15 protein-coding genes and 1 pseudogene are annotated in these 16,210 nt (G+C 41.5%); 13 read left to right on the top strand and 3 right to left on the bottom strand.

Going from position 1 to position 16,210, the window contains the following annotated elements:
• The first annotated feature begins 4 nt into the window (after positions 1–4).
• Genes LVD17_RS19730 through LVD17_RS19720 form a run of 3 tightly spaced genes read left to right on the top strand, consistent with a single transcriptional unit; the run spans position 5 to position 3,377 of the window.
• Positions 5–1,102 (top strand): Nif3-like dinuclear metal center hexameric protein, encoded by a 1,098-nt coding sequence (locus LVD17_RS19730; protein ID WP_233760732.1) that lies wholly within the window; start codon positions 5–7, stop codon positions 1,100–1,102.
• A gap of 5 nt (positions 1,103–1,107) precedes the next feature.
• Positions 1,108–1,887 (top strand): zinc ribbon domain-containing protein, encoded by a 780-nt coding sequence (locus tag LVD17_RS19725; RefSeq protein WP_233760731.1) that lies wholly within the window; start codon positions 1,108–1,110, stop codon positions 1,885–1,887.
• A gap of 2 nt (positions 1,888–1,889) precedes the next feature.
• A complete protein-coding gene (locus LVD17_RS19720) occupies positions 1,890–3,377 on the top strand; it encodes a tetratricopeptide repeat protein (protein ID WP_233760730.1) in 1,488 nt (495 codons plus the stop codon).
• Here the strand turns inward: LVD17_RS19720 and LVD17_RS19715 are convergent.
• Positions 3,365–4,043, bottom strand: a pseudogene (locus tag LVD17_RS19715) (histidine phosphatase family protein). The gene LVD17_RS19720 and the pseudogene LVD17_RS19715 sit on opposite strands and share 13 nt — an antisense overlap.
• On the opposite strand from LVD17_RS19715, the gene LVD17_RS19710 reads away from it, so the two are divergent.
• The 7 genes from LVD17_RS19710 (at position 4,042) to LVD17_RS19680 (ending at position 12,213) form a co-directional block, all read left to right on the top strand.
• On the top strand, positions 4,042–4,464 hold the full coding sequence (locus LVD17_RS19710; protein WP_233760729.1) for a hotdog fold thioesterase: 423 nt from the start codon (positions 4,042–4,044) through the stop codon (positions 4,462–4,464). The pseudogene LVD17_RS19715 and the gene LVD17_RS19710 sit on opposite strands and share 2 nt — an antisense overlap.
• Positions 4,465–4,469: 5 nt before the next feature.
• Positions 4,470–5,654, top strand: coding sequence for an isochorismate synthase (locus tag LVD17_RS19705; protein ID WP_233760728.1), 1,185 nt, complete (start codon positions 4,470–4,472; stop codon positions 5,652–5,654).
• Between the two features lies 1 nt (position 5,655).
• On the top strand, positions 5,656–7,371 hold the full coding sequence (gene menD, locus LVD17_RS19700; protein WP_233760727.1) for a 2-succinyl-5-enolpyruvyl-6-hydroxy-3-cyclohexene-1-carboxylic-acid synthase: 1,716 nt from the start codon (positions 5,656–5,658) through the stop codon (positions 7,369–7,371).
• Between the two features lie 19 nt (positions 7,372–7,390).
• Positions 7,391–8,215 carry a 1,4-dihydroxy-2-naphthoyl-CoA synthase gene (gene menB, locus LVD17_RS19695; RefSeq protein ID WP_233760726.1) on the top strand — a complete coding sequence of 275 codons (825 nt, stop codon included), beginning with the start codon at positions 7,391–7,393 and terminating at the stop codon, positions 8,213–8,215.
• Positions 8,216–8,282: 67 nt separating this feature from the next.
• Positions 8,283–10,748, top strand: coding sequence for a zinc-dependent metalloprotease (locus LVD17_RS19690; RefSeq protein WP_233760725.1), 2,466 nt, complete (start codon positions 8,283–8,285; stop codon positions 10,746–10,748).
• 4 nt (positions 10,749–10,752) lie between these two features.
• Positions 10,753–11,115, top strand: coding sequence for a hypothetical protein (locus tag LVD17_RS19685; RefSeq protein WP_233760724.1), 363 nt, complete (start codon positions 10,753–10,755; stop codon positions 11,113–11,115).
• A 3-nt stretch (positions 11,116–11,118) separates the two neighbouring features.
• Positions 11,119–12,213: an AMP-binding protein gene (locus tag LVD17_RS19680; protein WP_233760723.1), complete on the top strand. Its 1,095-nt coding sequence runs from the start codon at positions 11,119–11,121 to the stop codon at positions 12,211–12,213.
• A 117-nt stretch (positions 12,214–12,330) separates the two neighbouring features.
• On the opposite strand, the gene LVD17_RS19675 is transcribed toward LVD17_RS19680, so the two are convergent.
• Both LVD17_RS19675 and LVD17_RS19670 read right to left on the bottom strand, forming a co-directional pair.
• Positions 12,331–12,867 carry an outer membrane beta-barrel protein gene (locus LVD17_RS19675; protein ID WP_233760722.1) on the bottom strand — a complete coding sequence of 179 codons (537 nt, stop codon included), beginning with the start codon at positions 12,865–12,867 and terminating at the stop codon, positions 12,331–12,333.
• Positions 12,868–13,054: 187 nt separating this feature from the next.
• Positions 13,055–13,846 carry an XRE family transcriptional regulator gene (locus tag LVD17_RS19670; protein WP_233760721.1) on the bottom strand — a complete coding sequence of 264 codons (792 nt, stop codon included), beginning with the start codon at positions 13,844–13,846 and terminating at the stop codon, positions 13,055–13,057.
• Positions 13,847–14,282: 436 nt separating this feature from the next.
• Here LVD17_RS19670 and LVD17_RS19665 point away from each other — a divergent pair, with 436 nt between their 5' ends.
• The 3 genes from LVD17_RS19665 to LVD17_RS19655 all read left to right on the top strand — a co-directional run bounded on the left by LVD17_RS19665 (position 14,283) and on the right by LVD17_RS19655 (position 16,160).
• Positions 14,283–14,933, top strand: a complete 651-nt coding sequence (locus tag LVD17_RS19665; protein ID WP_233760720.1) for a protein-L-isoaspartate(D-aspartate) O-methyltransferase — start codon at positions 14,283–14,285, stop codon at positions 14,931–14,933.
• 146 nt (positions 14,934–15,079) lie between these two features.
• Entirely contained in the window at positions 15,080–15,613 is a 534-nt protein-coding gene (locus LVD17_RS19660) for an acyl-CoA thioesterase (protein WP_233760719.1), read from the top strand.
• On the top strand, positions 15,606–16,160 hold the full coding sequence (locus tag LVD17_RS19655; RefSeq protein WP_233760718.1) for a hypothetical protein: 555 nt from the start codon (positions 15,606–15,608) through the stop codon (positions 16,158–16,160). Before LVD17_RS19660 ends, LVD17_RS19655 begins: the two co-directional genes overlap by 8 nt.
• The last annotated feature ends 50 nt before the right edge of the window (positions 16,161–16,210 follow it).

Raw genomic sequence — 16,210 nt, 5'->3', positions numbered from 1 at the left:
ATTTATGACTAAAATAAAAGACATAATCCAATATTTAGAAAGCGTTGCACCAGCGGCTTACCAGGAAAGTTACGACAACGCCACGCTGATCACCGGCAATAGCAGCACACCTGTTACCAACTTATTGATAACACTTGATGTAACTGAGGAAGTAGTGCAGGAGGCCATTGATAAAAACTGCAATTTGATTGTTGCACACCACCCCATAGTCTTTAAAGGGTTGAAATCACTTACCGGTAAGAATTATGTGGAACGGACTGTTATCAAAGCGATCAGGCATGATATAGCCATTTATGCTATTCATACCAATCTGGACAATGTATTTAATGGTGTGAATAAAAAAATATGTGACAAGATCGGGCTTAAAAACACGCGCGTGCTAGCTCCAAAAAAGCAGATACTTTCAAAACTGGTCACGTTCGTTCCAAAAAATGATACACAAAAGGTATTGGAAGCACTGCACCGTGCAGGAGCCGGCCATGTTGGAAATTACACACATTGCAGCTTCAGGGTTGAAGGTACCGGTACATTTAAACCCAATGAAGAAGCTAACCCTCATATTGGCCGGGCTAATCTACAGGAAGAAGTAACTGAAGACCGTGTAGAAATGATACTTCCCTCGCACCTTGAAGGAACAGTACTGTCAGCACTTAAGCTGGCACACCCGTATGAAGAGGTGGCATACTTCATTACTTCGCTTACCAACAGCCACCAGGAAGTTGGCTCCGGGATGATCGGAGAACTTACTGAGGAAATGGAACCTTTTGACTTTTTAAAACATTTAAAGAATAGCATGGATTTAGCGTGCATCAGGCATACAAAAACATTGACCGGAAGTATTAGGAAAGTAGCTGTATGCGGAGGTTCCGGAAGCTTTTTATTACCAGGTGCTATTAGCAAAGGAGCAGATGTTTTTATTACTGCTGATTTCAAATATCATGAATTTTTTGATGCTGAAAATAAGATAGTGATTGCAGACATCGGGCATTATGAAAGCGAGGTATTTACAAAAGAATTAATTAATGAGATATTAAGTAAAAAATTTACTACCTTTGCACTCAATTTATCAGAAACTGTAACAAATCCAATTAGTTACTTATAGATTACATGGAAAACACTAGTGTTGCACAAAAACTCGAAGCTCTCGTAAAATTACAATCTATTGATTCGAAACTTGACGAAATAATCAAATTAAGAGGAGACCTTCCTGATGAAGTTCAGGATCTTGAGGACGAAATCGAAGGGTACAAAACCAGACATGGAAGGTTTAACACCGAACTGGAAGAGCTGGAACAATCTATAAAAGATAATAAGGCTGGTATCAAAGAAGCTGAAAAGCTAATCCAAAAATACAACGACCAGCAGAACAATGTAAGAAACAACCGCGAATTTGACGCTATTACCAAAGAAGTTGAATTGCAGGAACTGGAAATCCAGATACTGGAAAAGAAAACCAGGGAAGCTCAGGAAGCTATTGAAAGAAAGAAAGAGGAGATTGCCAGCATCCAGGCTTTAATTGATGAAAGAGGTGCTGACCTGGATAGCAAACAACAAGAGCTAAAGGAGATTCTTGAAGACAGCCAGGAAGAAGAAAGCCAGTTAAGAAGTGACCGTGAAAAAGCTACAAAGAAAATTGAGCCTAAACTTCTTAAGTATTACGAAAAGCTAAGAGCAAACCTCTCCAACGGACTGGCAGTGGTAACTGTAAAAAGAGGAGCCGCAGAAGGATGCAACATTGTTATACCTCCTCAAAAAATCGCCGAAATCAGAGAGAAGAAAAAGATTGTAATTGACGAACATTCAGGCAGAATCCTGGCGGATGTAGATATGGAATCTATGACCGAGGAGAAGCCTAAGAGAACTACGAGAAGAAAGAAAAAAGCATAATATTGGCTTTAAACAAACACATACTTTTAAAGAAGGTAAGTTTCAACGCTTACCTTTTTTTATGCTTTATACTTCCGGGCACTCTTTTGGCCAACGGTACGGATTGGGAATTTAACAAAGAGGAAAAGCAGGCCTATAATTATATCATTTCCCTGAAATTAGATAAGGCTACACCATTGTTAAACGATAAGCGACCTGCTTCGGCATATCTTAAAAACCTTAGCGAATCCATACGCCTGATCATCACAGAGGATCACTCACTTTTTGAAAATTATGAGGACTCATTTGATGACCGGCTGGACCTGATTGAATCCTTACAATCCGATAGCGGCTTTAAAAACTTCTACCTTGCAGAGCTATACCTTCAACGCGCATTTGTTAACCTTAAAATGGGATACGAATGGACCGCTGCATGGGATTTTCGCAGGGCCTACAAGCTGATAGACACCAACACGGATAAGCATCCCGATTTTCTCCCCAATTACAAGTCTCTGGGCTTGCTTCATGTTATGATAGGGTCAGTGCCCGAGCGTCACCAGTGGTTAATTGGCCTGATGGGTATGCAGGGAACCGTTAAACAAGGACTTACCGAAATTGAGAAAATTTCAAATTCCGATCATTTCTTTAGTGTGGAAGCCCAGGCAATCAGTTTCTTGTTGCAAGCATACCTGCTAAATCAGGGTGATAAGGCGGTTAAAAACTTCTCTAACATTTATAGCAACAATCAGAACAACTTACTTTTCGGCTACCTTTACATGTCACTACTGATAAAGAACGGACAAGGTCAAAAAGCATTGAATACCTTTCACCATCTTAAAAAACTCAAAGAAGGATACCTGGAGTTTAACTTTCTGAACTACCTCGCCGGAGAAATATACCTTCAAAAAGGTGAATATGAACTAGCAGAAACGTATTATCTCGAGTTTATAAAACACACTAAAGGGAGGAATTTTGCCAAAGATGCTCAATACAAATTATTCTTAGCCTATTGGTTAAGTGACAACACCAATAAAGCAACCCTAGCTCACCTCAAGGCTCAGCAAACAGGGCAGACAAAGGTTGAAGCAGATAAGCATGCAGAAAGGAGCCTGAGCCAGCCTCAGTTTCCTAACAAAACAATCATGAAAATAAGACTATTAACTGATGGGGGTTTTTATAGTGAGGCTAAATTATTAGCAGCCAAAGATCACACTTTTTTCTCCAGAAAAGATAAAATAGAATTTACTTATCGAAAAGCCCGGTTACTTCATAAAACCGGAGACATCGAGGATGCCATCAAGCTTTATACATCCACTATCAATGAAACCTCAGGAGAAAACTGGTATTATGCACCTAATTCTTGTCTGCAACTTGGATACATATACCATCAGTTGGGCGACACTCCACTTGCCAAATACTACTTCAATGAGGTATTGGGCTATAAACATCACGAATATAAGACAAGTCTGGACAACAAAGCCAAAGCGGCATTGGCTAATTATGAACAGTAGCCGTTTAAATGCCTGATATCATTAAAGCTCTCTATGAGAAACATCTCACCGGTATAAGCCAGCTTGTACATGCACAAATTAGAGTGCGAAAACAGGTCCATGCAATGGAGGGGATAATTTAACATCTGACAAAGCAACACACGCATGGCCCGGCCATGCATACAGATCAGTACATGCTCCTCCTCTTCCTGAGATAGTATTATGTTAAGCGCTTCTTTTTGTCTGTCATAGACATCCTGTGGGCTCTCCCCCCCCTTCTATTCGCAGTGTAATATTACCACTCTGCCACTGATAGATAACGTCATGGTAGTATGCATCCTCTTCAGGTGTGATCTCAATACCTTCTCTGGTACCCCAGTTAATTTCATTCAGACCACTAAGTGCCTGATGAGGAATGCCTTTTTCAATGAATTTCTCCACTGACTGGATACTTCTTTGAAGTGTTGAAGTATAAACCTTATCAAACGGTATCCCCTGAAAAGACTGGTAAAACCTTTCAGCCTGCTTCTTACCGGTTTCATTTAACGGCGCATCAATCCCGCTACCCTGAACTATTTTTTTCAGGTTATAGTCAGTCTGTCCGTGCCGTATCAAATATATTTTTTTGCTTTTCAATTTTGTCTGTATTTTTGGCCTGCAAAAATAACCTTTTTTACCAATTCGCATGATTAATCCGGAGTTAACCCTTGACGATATCAATAAAATGAACAAGAATACCATGATGGAGCATCTTGGTATTGAGTTTACAGGGATCGGCCCCGACTTTATCATAGCAAAAATGCCCGTAGATAACAGGCACCATCAGCCCTATGGCCTTTTACATGGTGGCGCCAGTGTTACGCTCGCAGAAACGCTTGGGAGCGTAGCAGCACACTGCTCCATTGATACTACAAAATATTTTTGCGTTGGGCTGGAAATTAACGCTAATCATCTGAAAGGGGTCAGATCAGGTTATGTTTATGGAAAAACAACTCCCATACACGTTGGTAAATCTACCCAGGTCTGGGAAATCAGAATAACCAACGAACAGGATGAACTGGTTTGTGTTAGCAGAATAACAATGGCCGTTCTGGAACAAAAAAAATAAGAAATTTGACAATCTCAGAAGAAATCAGAATCCAACCCATAGAGCAAGTCATTAACAATGCCGTGGCTTTTGGAAAACAGGAAGGTGGAGCAGTAGCAGTTTGGAGAATTCCGGGGGAGGACAGCATTCAATTGATCGTTGATTTTTCAACTGAATTACAACATACGCCCGAACCTCTGGATATAAAATCACCAGGATTCGTATTCGCCCCGTTTGATACATCAAGTAATACTTATCTGGTTAAAGCTGACTTGCACATTAACATGGGCACTCACCAGATAACAGCAAGGCCGGATTATAACGTAAGCACTAAAACTGAAAAATTCCTAACCTTCCTGGAAAAGGAAAAAGTACAGACTACCATACCATCAGATATCCGAATAGCCGACACCATTGGTGATAAGCAAAAGTTCACCCAACTGGTAAGCACCTCGGTAAAGGCCATACAGGGCGGGCAATTTCAAAAAGTAGTGCCCTCAAGAAAAAAAGAAATTACTTTCAACCAACCCCTTAATGTTGGCGATAACTTCCTGAGATTGGCCAAAGCTTACCCTTCAGCATTTATTTCGCTTGTATTTGTGCCTCAGGCAGGTGTTTGGATGGGTGCCACACCCGAATTACTGATCAGTGTTAAAGACAATACATTTAAAAGCGTGGCACTGGCTGGCACTCAAAAGTTTGAGGAGGGCACATCACTGTCTAATGTGGCCTGGACTCAGAAAGAAATTGAAGAACAGGCACTGGTAAGCCGGTACATCATTAACTGCTTTAAGAAGATCCGATTGAGGGAATTCGAAGAACTGGGTCCAAAAACGGTAGTTGCAGGAAACCTGCTGCATCTAAAAACTGAGTTTAAGGTTGATATGCTGGCAACAAATTTTCCTGATCTTGGGGAAATCATGCTGAAACTGCTGCACCCTACCTCCGCTATTTGCGGCATGCCCCTCGAACCTGCCAGAGAGTTTCTGATCAAACATGAGCACTATGACAGGCAATACTTTGCCGGATACCTCGGCCCGGCTAATTTAAACAACAGCACACACCTTTATGTAAACCTGAGATGCATGCATATCGAAGAAAACAAGGCCACAGTTTTTGCAGGTGCCGGGGTGACAGAAGACTCTCAGCCCGAAAAAGAATGGATGGAGACAGAAATTAAAATGAACACTTTACTAAACATCATTAAATAATTTGAACCTCCAGCCGATCTACAATATCGCCGAAACCTGCAGCAGATATGGCATCAGTCAGGCCATACTTTCGCCAGGTTCCCGATGCGCCCCCATTACGCTTGCATTTGTAAGGCACCCTAAGATAAATTGCCGTACGATTACAGACGAAAGATCTGCCGCATTCATTGGGATGGGTATAGCACAACAGCTAAAAAAGCCAACAGTACTGGTATGCACATCAGGATCAGCCGCATACAACTACGCGCCGGCCGTGGCAGAAGCTTTTTTCCAGAAGATACCCTTGCTGGTGATTACCGCGGATCGGCCACCTGAATGGATAGACCAGCTTGACGGACAAACGATCAGACAGACGGAACTCTATGGCAGGCATATAAAAAAAAGCTATAACCTCCCCGTAGACCTTGATCATCCCGATGCCCAATGGCATGCCCAGCGCCTGATTTCCGAAGCCATAAATACTGCCGAAGAATTTCCTGCCGGACCTGTGCATATCAATGTACCCCTGAGGGAACCCTTCTACCCAAAAGATAGCTCTGAGATTACGTTTGATGAAGCCATGAAAACCATTTCAGAAACCAGGGCTACTAAAGACCTGAGCAGCCGGGAGTGGGAAACCTTAACTGAAAAATGGAAAAAATTTAATCGTATTCTCATTGCCGGCGGTCAAAATAACATAGACAACCGACTCTCTGCGCCTCTTAGCAAGATCATTAAAGACCAGAAAATTCCGGTAGTCGGAGACATTATTTCAAATCTCCACCCAGTGGAAGACCTGATCAGACACGCCGACCTGTTTTTGGGGCAGGATAAAAACGGCCTTCATGAAAGCCTGCAACCAGAACTTCTGGTAACATTCGGCAACTCTACTATTTCAAAAAATGTGAAGCTGCTATTGAGAAAATATCAGCCCCAGGAGCACTGGCACATCCAGATTGGCGGGTATGTAGCCGACACTTTCAAATCACTCAGCAGAATCATAAGGATCGAGCCTGAGACCTTTTTCAAGAAAGTAGCGGAAATAGAACTCCCTTCGACATTCGACAACCAGAAGCAGGAGAATTACTACCACATCTGGCAAATTGAAGAAAGGAAATCTTCTCGCTTGCTACAAACCTTTTTTCCGCATGAACCTTTTGGAGAGTTTGAATTTATCAGGGAAGTTATGCATAACCTGCCTGATAACTCCAATTTACATCTGGCCAATAGCATGGCCGTCAGATATGCTAATTTTTGCGGACTTGAAAACCCATCGGTAGAAGTATTTGCCAACAGGGGCACCAGTGGCATAGATGGAAGTAACAGTACTACAGTCGGTCATTGTTTTACTTCGGAACGAATTAACACCCTCATTACCGGTGACCTGGCATTCTTCTATGACAGAAATGCCTTCTGGCACAACTATGAAATGAAAAACTTAAGGATCGTTCTGGTAAATAATCATGCCGGAGGGATCTTCAGAATAATCAACGGTCCCGATAAGCTGCCTGAGCTTGAAGAATATTTTGAAACCAGGCAAAAGTTAACCGCTAAATTAACAGCTGAGGAATTTGGTTTTGAATACCTCCACTGTAACAAGAGAAGTAAACTAACCAATTACCTGAAAGAGTTCTTTGAAGATAGTGACAGGCCTAAGATACTCGAACTTGAAACATTGAGTCAAGAGAATACTGCAACTCTTAAAACTTTTAAAAACACATTTAGAGACATTAAATAGATAAAATAAACTTAATACTATGGCAGAAAAGAGAAAATGGGAAACCATTAAATCATTTAACGACATAAAATTCGAGTTCTTTGAAGGTATTGCAAAGATCACCATCAACAGACCAGAAGTTTATAACGCATTTCGCCCCGAAACAAATATGGAAATGCTTGCAGCCATGGACATCTGTCGTGAAAGACAGGATATAAACGTGGTAATTCTTACGGGAGAAGGCGACAAAGCATTTTGCTCGGGCGGTGACCAAAACGTAAAAGGCAGCGGTGGCTATATCGGTGAAGACGGTGTACCCAGGCTCAATGTGCTGGATCTTCACAAACGCATCCGTGAGCTGCCTAAGCCTGTTATTGCTATGGTTAACGGGTATGCCATTGGCGGAGGCCATGTGTTGCATGTGGTTTGCGACTTAACCATTGCATCTGAAAATGCAAGATTTGGACAAACGGGACCGAAAGTAGGTAGCTTTGATGCTGGTTTTGGGTCATCATACCTCGCAAGACACGTTGGCCAGAAAAAAGCAAGAGAGATATGGTTCCTCTGTAAACAATATACTGCCGCTGAAGCTGAGACAATGGGTATGGTGAACAAAGTAGTGCCTTTAGAGAGCCTTGAAGATGAAACCGTAGAATGGTGCAAGATCATGATGCAGAGAAGCCCTATGGCCTTACGCATGATTAAGAGGGGACTTAATGCCGAACTTGACGGACAAAGAGGACTTATGGAATTTGCAGGAGACGCAACACTCATGTTCTACCTGATGGAAGAAGCTCAGGAAGGCAAGAATGCATTCCTCGAAAAGCGAGACCCGGACTTTAAGAAGTTCCCTAAGTTCCCTTGATAAAACTATGTTGCCACTGGAACATTTTTAATACAGGGTAGCCTGTTAATTTTTGTAGCTTCATAGTATGAAAAGAATTTTATTCGCAGTATTTGCTATAGCTCAGTTAACAGGTTGCCACTCCACAAAACAGATGGCGCAGACCTCTTCTGACACCACAAAAGAGGAAAAAAAGGAAATTAAGCCCTACGATAAGATTGTCACGAAAAGTACAATCTCTGACGACGGGCTTTTTTTAATACATCAGAATGATGACAAGGTATACTACGAAATACCTGACACCCTTTTGGGCAGAGATATGCTGCTGGTCAGCAGAATCTCGAAAATAGCACCCAACTTTAGTGGCGGATATATCAATGCTGGCACAAAAACCGGCGAGCAAGTAGTACGATGGCTCAAAAGGAACAACAGTATTCTTTTAAAATCAGTATCTTACAATGCTGTAGCCAGCGACTCGCTTCCTATCTACCAGTCCGTAGAATCAAATAACTACGCCCCTACCCTTCAAAGCTTTAAAATCAAGGCTTTTTCAGCGGATTCAACGTCAGTCGTTATAGAAGTCACCGATCTTTTTACAACTGACATACCCAGCCTTAGTGCGCTTTCTTCGGAAATGCGCAAAAATTACAAAATAAAAAAGCTGGATAGTGAAAGATCATTTATCGAAAGCGTGAAAAGCTTCCCTTTCAATATTGAGATAAAACATGAAATGACCTATGTAGCTGATGAGCCTCCGTCGTATACCGAAACAGGCACAATCAGCATGATCATGAGCCAGTCGATGGTATTGCTACCGAAAACACCTATGACCGGACGGTTGTATGATGAGCGGGTAGGTTGGTTCACGGTCAGTCAGATAGATTATGGGTCAGAAGCGCTCAAAGCCGATTCCAAAAGCTTCATCAGGCGTTGGAGGCTGGAGCCTAAAGATCCGGAGGCCTATTCCCGTGGTGAATTGGTAGAACCTGTAAAGCCGATAGTCTATTACCTGGACCCTGCGACCCCGCTAAAGTGGAGAAAATATTTCAAAATGGGTATCGAAGACTGGCAAAAAGCTTTTGAAACAGCGGGTTTCAAAAATGCCATCATTGCAAAAGACCCGCCTTCACCATTAGAAGACCCAGATTTCAGCCCTGAAGATGTGCGCTATTCCATAGTACGCTACGTAGCGAGTACCACAAGAAACGCCATGGGTCCCAGTGTTTCAGATCCACGTTCAGGTGAAATTATTGAAAGTGATATCATCTGGTACCACAACCATCTGAGATCATACAGAAACAGATATCTGTTAGAAACAGGAGCTGCTAACCCCAAAGCACGGACCCTGGATACTCCGGAAGAAGAAATCGGTGAAATGATGAGAATGGTAATAGCTCATGAGGTAGGGCATGCTCTGGGCTTGCCACACAATATGAAAGCAAGTGCTGCATACCCTACAGATTCGCTGAGATCAGGTGCCTTCACTCAAAAGTATGGTATCGCTGCCACCATCATGGACTATGCCCGGTATAATTATGTAGCCCAGCCTGGCGATAAAGACATCAGATTTATACGTCAGATCGGCCCGTATGATCACTATGCCATAAACTGGGGATACAGAGTAATCCCTGACGCTCACTCTTCCGCTCAGGAAAAGCCTGTTCTAGATCAGTGGATCAAAGAAAAGGATGGTGACCCCAAATACCTGTTTGGAAGTGGCTATGGCGATTTCGATCCCACCTCTCAAACTGAAGGCATAGGTGCTGACCCGGTTAAAGCCAGTAGTTATGGTTTATCTAACTTAAAAATTGTAGCAGCCAACCTCATAGGCTGGACCACAAAAGGAAATGATAATTATGATGAGCTGGAAGAGTTATATGGAGAGTTGACAGGCGTCTGGAGCAGGTATATCGGGCACGTTACAGCTAATATCGGCGGTGTTGTAGAGACCCTCAAAACACATGATCAAGCTGGTGTTGTTTATCAGAGTGTACCTAAAAAAGACCAGGAAAGGGCCATGAACTTTTTACTTAATGAAGCTTTCAAAACTCCCGAATGGCTGATCAAAGCGGACATATTAAGAAGAATAGAACATGCCGGTGCTATTGAAAGAATCCGGAACCTTCAGGTAAAACATCTGAATGACCTGCTAAGCTTTGAAACCATTCAAAGACTTATTGAGGCGGAAGCTTTTCTTGGAGCCGACACCTATACAGCCATAAACATGATGGACGATCTTCAGAACGGATTATGGGTTGAGCTGAAGAGTAACCGACCTATTGATGTTTATAGAAGAACACTTCAGAAAGCTTATGTCGAACGACTCGAATATTTAATGACGGCAGAACAACAGCCCCTGCCTGAACGTTGGAGAAGGTATATGGAACGCATTGATGTCAATGTAGACCAGTCAGACATCAGGTCCCTGGCCCGGGCAAAGCTGGCAGAGCTGAAAAGCAGGATCAGGAGATCGGGAATTACAGATAAAATGACAACTTATCATCTGGATGATGTGGAAGCGCGTATTGACCTGATATTGAACCCTAAACAATAAGCCTATGTTTGAAAAAAGAGAAATTTACAGGGCCATAGGTGAGCTTGCTTACGTTATAGCTAAAGCTGGTGACAGCCTTCGTCTTGAAGAAAAGAAGGCTTTTATGGCCATTGTTGAAGAAGAGCTTAGATTTGATGCCTGGGCAGCAGAAAGTCGTTTTGAAATACTTGATGAAAAGGTACATCCAAGCCTGGAACACGCTTATAATGAAGCATTACATGAATTCCGGCTCCATAAAGATCAACTGACACCCGAACTCAAAGAAAAAACGATCAAAGTAGTAAAAAAAGTAGCTGAAGCCTGCAAAAAATCAGAAGTCAAAGATTTCATCTTTGACAGGCTGGAGCATGACTTAAAAGCACTTTAGCAAATGGATCCAGCATTTCAAATCAACGGCAAGACCGTAGCTTGGGAAAAACTTGATCAGTTTGACCCTTCAAACCCTTTTGAAAAAACTACCATTGACTTTGTCCGGCAATGGCTTTCCGGCACAAGCACCTTTAATATCCACACATCAGGATCCACAGGTACCCCAAAAGCCATAAGCATCACCAGGAAACAAATGGAAACAAGTGCTCGGTTTACCATTAATGCGCTACAGCTACAACCTTTCCAAACCGCGCTGGTCTGCCTTGACACCGGTTACATAGCTGGCAAAATGATGCTGGTGCGTGCTTTGATCAATCGCATGAATATCATGGCTGTAAACCCTTCGTCGAATCCCCTGGAAAACATTAGCTATTCACCAGACTTTGCGGCAGTGGTACCACTCCAGCTGGAAGAAATGCTTAAATATGAGCAAGTAACTAATCATCTCAATAAAATGAGTGCCATAATAGTTGGAGGTGCCCCTATAAGCACCATGCTGGAAAGAAAACTTCAACAAATAACTGCCCCTGTTTATGCCACCTATGGTATGACAGAAACTGTCTCGCACATTGCATTGAAAAGGCTTAACGGACCTGAAAAGTCAGCAACATATACAACATTTGAAGAAGTGAAGCTGGGCCTTGATCCGAGAGGCTGCCTTACCATACAGTCTGCACTGACCAACCATGAAGTACTTATAACAAATGACCTGGTAAACCTGGCAGATAACCATCATTTTGAGTGGTTAGGACGGGCCGATAACACTATTAACAGCGGAGGTGTAAAAATTCAAAGTGAAAAGGTTGAAAAAGTGGTTAGTCAAATATTGGATGAACTGGAGCTCCCAAACAGGTTCTTTGTGGCAGGGTTACCGGATGAAAAACTTGGCCAGAAGGTATGCCTGATCATTGAGGCTGAAAGTGTTCAAAGCGATCTAAAAAATATAGCTGTTAGGTTGCAGGAGAAATTAGACAAATATGAGACACCAAAAAGCATCCTGAGTATTCCACATTTTTCAGAGACGCCCACGGGGAAAATCAACAGAAAGAAAACCTTAAAAAATCTTACCATCACCAATAAAACACAGGTAATTTAATTTGATGCCTTGCCAACCTCAATTATTATTAATTCTTCTTTCTCTATAAATAAAAAGCGCTCCATTTCATAATTGAAATGGAACGCTTTTACAATGATTACTTTAAACTATTGGTTACTAGAATTTGTAAGACAACCCTACCTCTAAGCCAGATAATGAACTACCGGAAACTTCTGCATTGGCAGCCCAATTTGGATGAAAATACCACCTGGCACCTGCCTGAACTCCGATGAATGCTTTTGATTCTTCCAGATCAAAATCATCATTACCACTGTAGTTATCACTCCAGATAGTATAACCAACAGATAAACCACCGTAAAGATCCAACTCTCCAGGTAAACCATCTATGTGGTTTCCAAAATGGTAGTCACCTCTAAAGCTTATATTAGTAACAGAGTAACGAACTTTATAACTATTTCCGATAAAACGGTAGCGATCGCTATAGCTTCGGTAACTTATTCTTGGCCCGATTGTGATTTTGTCAGTAATTCCGAAATCCATACCAAAATAAACAGGAACTCCATACGCTGAGGCCCCTAAGCCAAAATTAATCTGTTTCATCCCAGGATCTGGTCCAAATCCCTGAGCTTTCACTATAAAGCTAGCGCCAGACAATAAGGCAAGCAATAAACATTTCTTTAATATGCTGTCCATGAATTTAATTGATTTTAGTTGTTGTCAAATTTCAATTTTTTTGTCCATTAATTCAAACTTATTCAATCAAAGAAACGAGCAGTAACACTAATTTGTTTAAAGTCAGCACCTTGATTAAAATAAAGCGGGTCTTTAACAGACGAATTGCATAACAGGAAGGACAGTATAAACAGGAAAAGGTTACCGTTTATTTCTTATTTTCTTTTAATCTGATAATCTCTTTTTGTAAATCCAGCACGATGGAAGCCAGTTGCTCTGTTGAAACCTCTTTGCTGTCGTCAGCGTCCGGAAACTGAACACTGATGTATGCTTTACTCGCCCATACCTCCATTACATCTTCAATACCGATCTGATAAGGGGCATACTGCCGGTTATCCGATACCAAAAATAGCTTTCCGTTGTCGTTTATGTAGTTGAAAACTCTTTTATAAACAATGCCTTCTGATTTGGTTACCAGAATGTACGTCTTACCATTCTTTATATCCCTCACATCGTCGACATATTCCCCTATAATAATGGTTCCCGGTAGTATAGGAAGCATAGAGTCACCTGAAATTTCAAAGGCGCGGTAAGTGGCATTGGTGGGTAAAATCGGAAGTTTGAATTTAGGAAGCTCCTGAATATACTCCGGGTCGGCATAGCCGTTAAGGTATCCCGCAGCAGCTTTTTGCGGAACCAGCTCTATATTTTCTCTTTGATGTTCATCGACAGTAATTGCCAACACCTCTTTTCCCCTTTTAAATTTACTTACATTAAGCTCTTCTTCCGACAATCGGCTTACATCTTTATTGATAAGGATATCTACCGAGGTTCCGAAGATATTAGCCATTCTTATGAGATTACTTATCCTGGGATCTGCCCTTCCCTCTTCATATGCACCAACCAGTGATCTCTTGATATCTATTCTTTCAGCAAACTGCTCCTGAGTTAAGCCCAACTTTTTTCTCAGGTATTTTATATTTTCACTGATAAGGCTCATGTTTTTATTTAATTATTGAATATTACGATAGGGTCTTTGCGCTTATGCCTCGCTGCTAAATTATATAAATGCGAATGATAATAACTATCTCCCTGCTCAATAAATCTTACTTCGTGCTCAATCGTATTGACAACGTCCCGTAGTGTTGAGCCTGACTCTGCCAACAAATATCCATAGAGGTTTGGCTGTGAAGAAGAAGTAACAAAAAACTTGATCTGACACCTTCCTGATTTCAGTTTTTTACTATACAGTTTCAATTTATAATCTCGTACCATACCGTTAATTACTAATTTATTTAGTAATGATAAAAACTTTCAGAATGCAAACCAAACATATTTACTAAAAATATTAGTCAACATCCTAAGACCAAACTTTTTCTCTGATAATTCTATCTGGTTAAATTCTTTTATAACTTCACACCGGGAATAATTTAACTATGGAAGACAGCTACAAACACAGAGGTATGAGGCGCTCTCTGCTGAAAACACTAAGAGGCAAAGGGATTACAAACGAAGCGGTACTGGCAGCAATAGGCAAAGTACCCAGACATTTCTTTTTCGACAATGCATTACTTGAACATGCCTATCAGGACAAAGCCTTCCCTATTGGAGAAGGCCAGACAATTTCCCAACCCTATACCGTTGCATTCCAATCAGAAAAGCTTAATGTAAAAGAAGGCTGTAAAGTGCTGGAAATAGGAACAGGAAGCGGTTATCAGGCATGCGTACTTGTGGAAATGGGCGCCAATGTTTATACGATAGAATATAATAAAGTCCTCTATGAAAGAACACGTAAATTTCTCCCGCTTATGGGCTACAGACCCCGCTTCTTCCACGGAGATGGCTCCAAAGGCCTGCCCCGACATGCACCGTTTGACAGGATCATAGTAACGGCCGGGGCCCCTTCGGTACCCGATAGCCTGATCAAACAATTAAATATTGGTGGTATCCTAATTATTCCTGTTGGTGATAACGAAAGGCAAAAAATGCTAAGGATCACCAGGATAGATGAGAAAAAGCTTAAAAAAGAAGAGTTTGATTTCTTCAGCTTCGTACCTTTGAAAGGCGAGGAAGGCTGGGGACGGTGATTACAGCTCCCAAGTTTCACAGTTTTCGATTCATGGTTACCATTGTTAAATAAGTAATGTGAGTACCCGAACTGTAAACATAAAAACAATGAACTGCAGACAGTGAGCCGTGAATCGTAAATTACATTAACTTCAAACATCTATATATGTCCAAGAAACAAAAATTTGTGAGAGAGTCGTTTGTAACCATGACCGAATTTGTGCTGCCTAACGACACCAATACCTTAAACAACCTGATGGGCGGAAAACTCATGCACTGGATGGACATTGTTTCAGCCATTGCAGCCCAGAAACACTCCAACCGGATAGTGGTAACTGCTTCGGTTGACAATGTATCCTTCGGCAAACCCATCCAGCTTGGTAATGTAGTTACACTAAAAGCCAAGGTTACCCGATCATTCAATTCCTCTATGGAAGTCCATATTCTTGTAGAAGCTGAAGATATTCCAGGAAATAAGAAATTTGCCAGCAACAGTGCCTTTTTCACTTTTGTAGCGGTCGATCAGTCTGGTAAACCAATAGATGTACCTGAAGCCATACCAGAAACTGATGAAGAGAAAGAATTGTATGCAGGAGCGCTCAGGAGGAGACAGCTGCGGCTGGTACTTGCCGGAAGAATGAAGCCGGAAGAAGCTGTTGAATTAAAATCAATATTCAAATTTGAAGAGAACAATGGCTGAAAACAGTTTTCTAAAACATTTTATTACAGAACCTGTATATGTAATCCCTGGAGAAAACCTGCCCGCCTCAAAAGTTGAACTTAAAGAGGAAAAAACTGTAGCTGTTGTCGAAGAGGCTGCGGAAGTATATCAGCAGCCCGAACCAGAACAGAAACAGGTTAAAGAACTGGTATTCAAAGGAGATAATAAAAAGCGGATACTGGTTATTGTAGACCAACCTGAAGAGGAGTTTATCAATGCTGCGGACGAGTCCTTTTTGAGCAAGATTATAGGGGCCATTAAACTGGATATCTCTGATATTGCCATTGTTAACTTTCCAAACAATAACGGATTGAACAAAGAAACACTTCTGGACTTTAATGCCTCAAAATATCTTGTGTTTGGCGTTAGCGACAGCAAGTTATTTAAGGACAACCTCCCTCCCTACCAGGCCATCGACATAGAAAACGGGAAACAGGTGCTTAGCTGTTCTTCATTAACAGCCATTGCAAGTGACCCCACGCAGAAAAAGCTGCTATGGACAGCTCTGCAAAAAATGTTTCTATAATCTTACCTATATCAGGTTTTAATTATTTTATTTTAAAATAATATATGTTC

The sequence above is a fragment of the Fulvivirga ulvae genome (assembly GCF_021389975.1).
GTDB classification, from domain to species: Bacteria; Bacteroidota; Bacteroidia; order Cytophagales; family Cyclobacteriaceae; genus Fulvivirga; species Fulvivirga ulvae.
The sequence above is the reverse complement of the archived record's forward strand: the minus strand, read 5'-3'. Positions and strand labels throughout refer to the sequence as shown.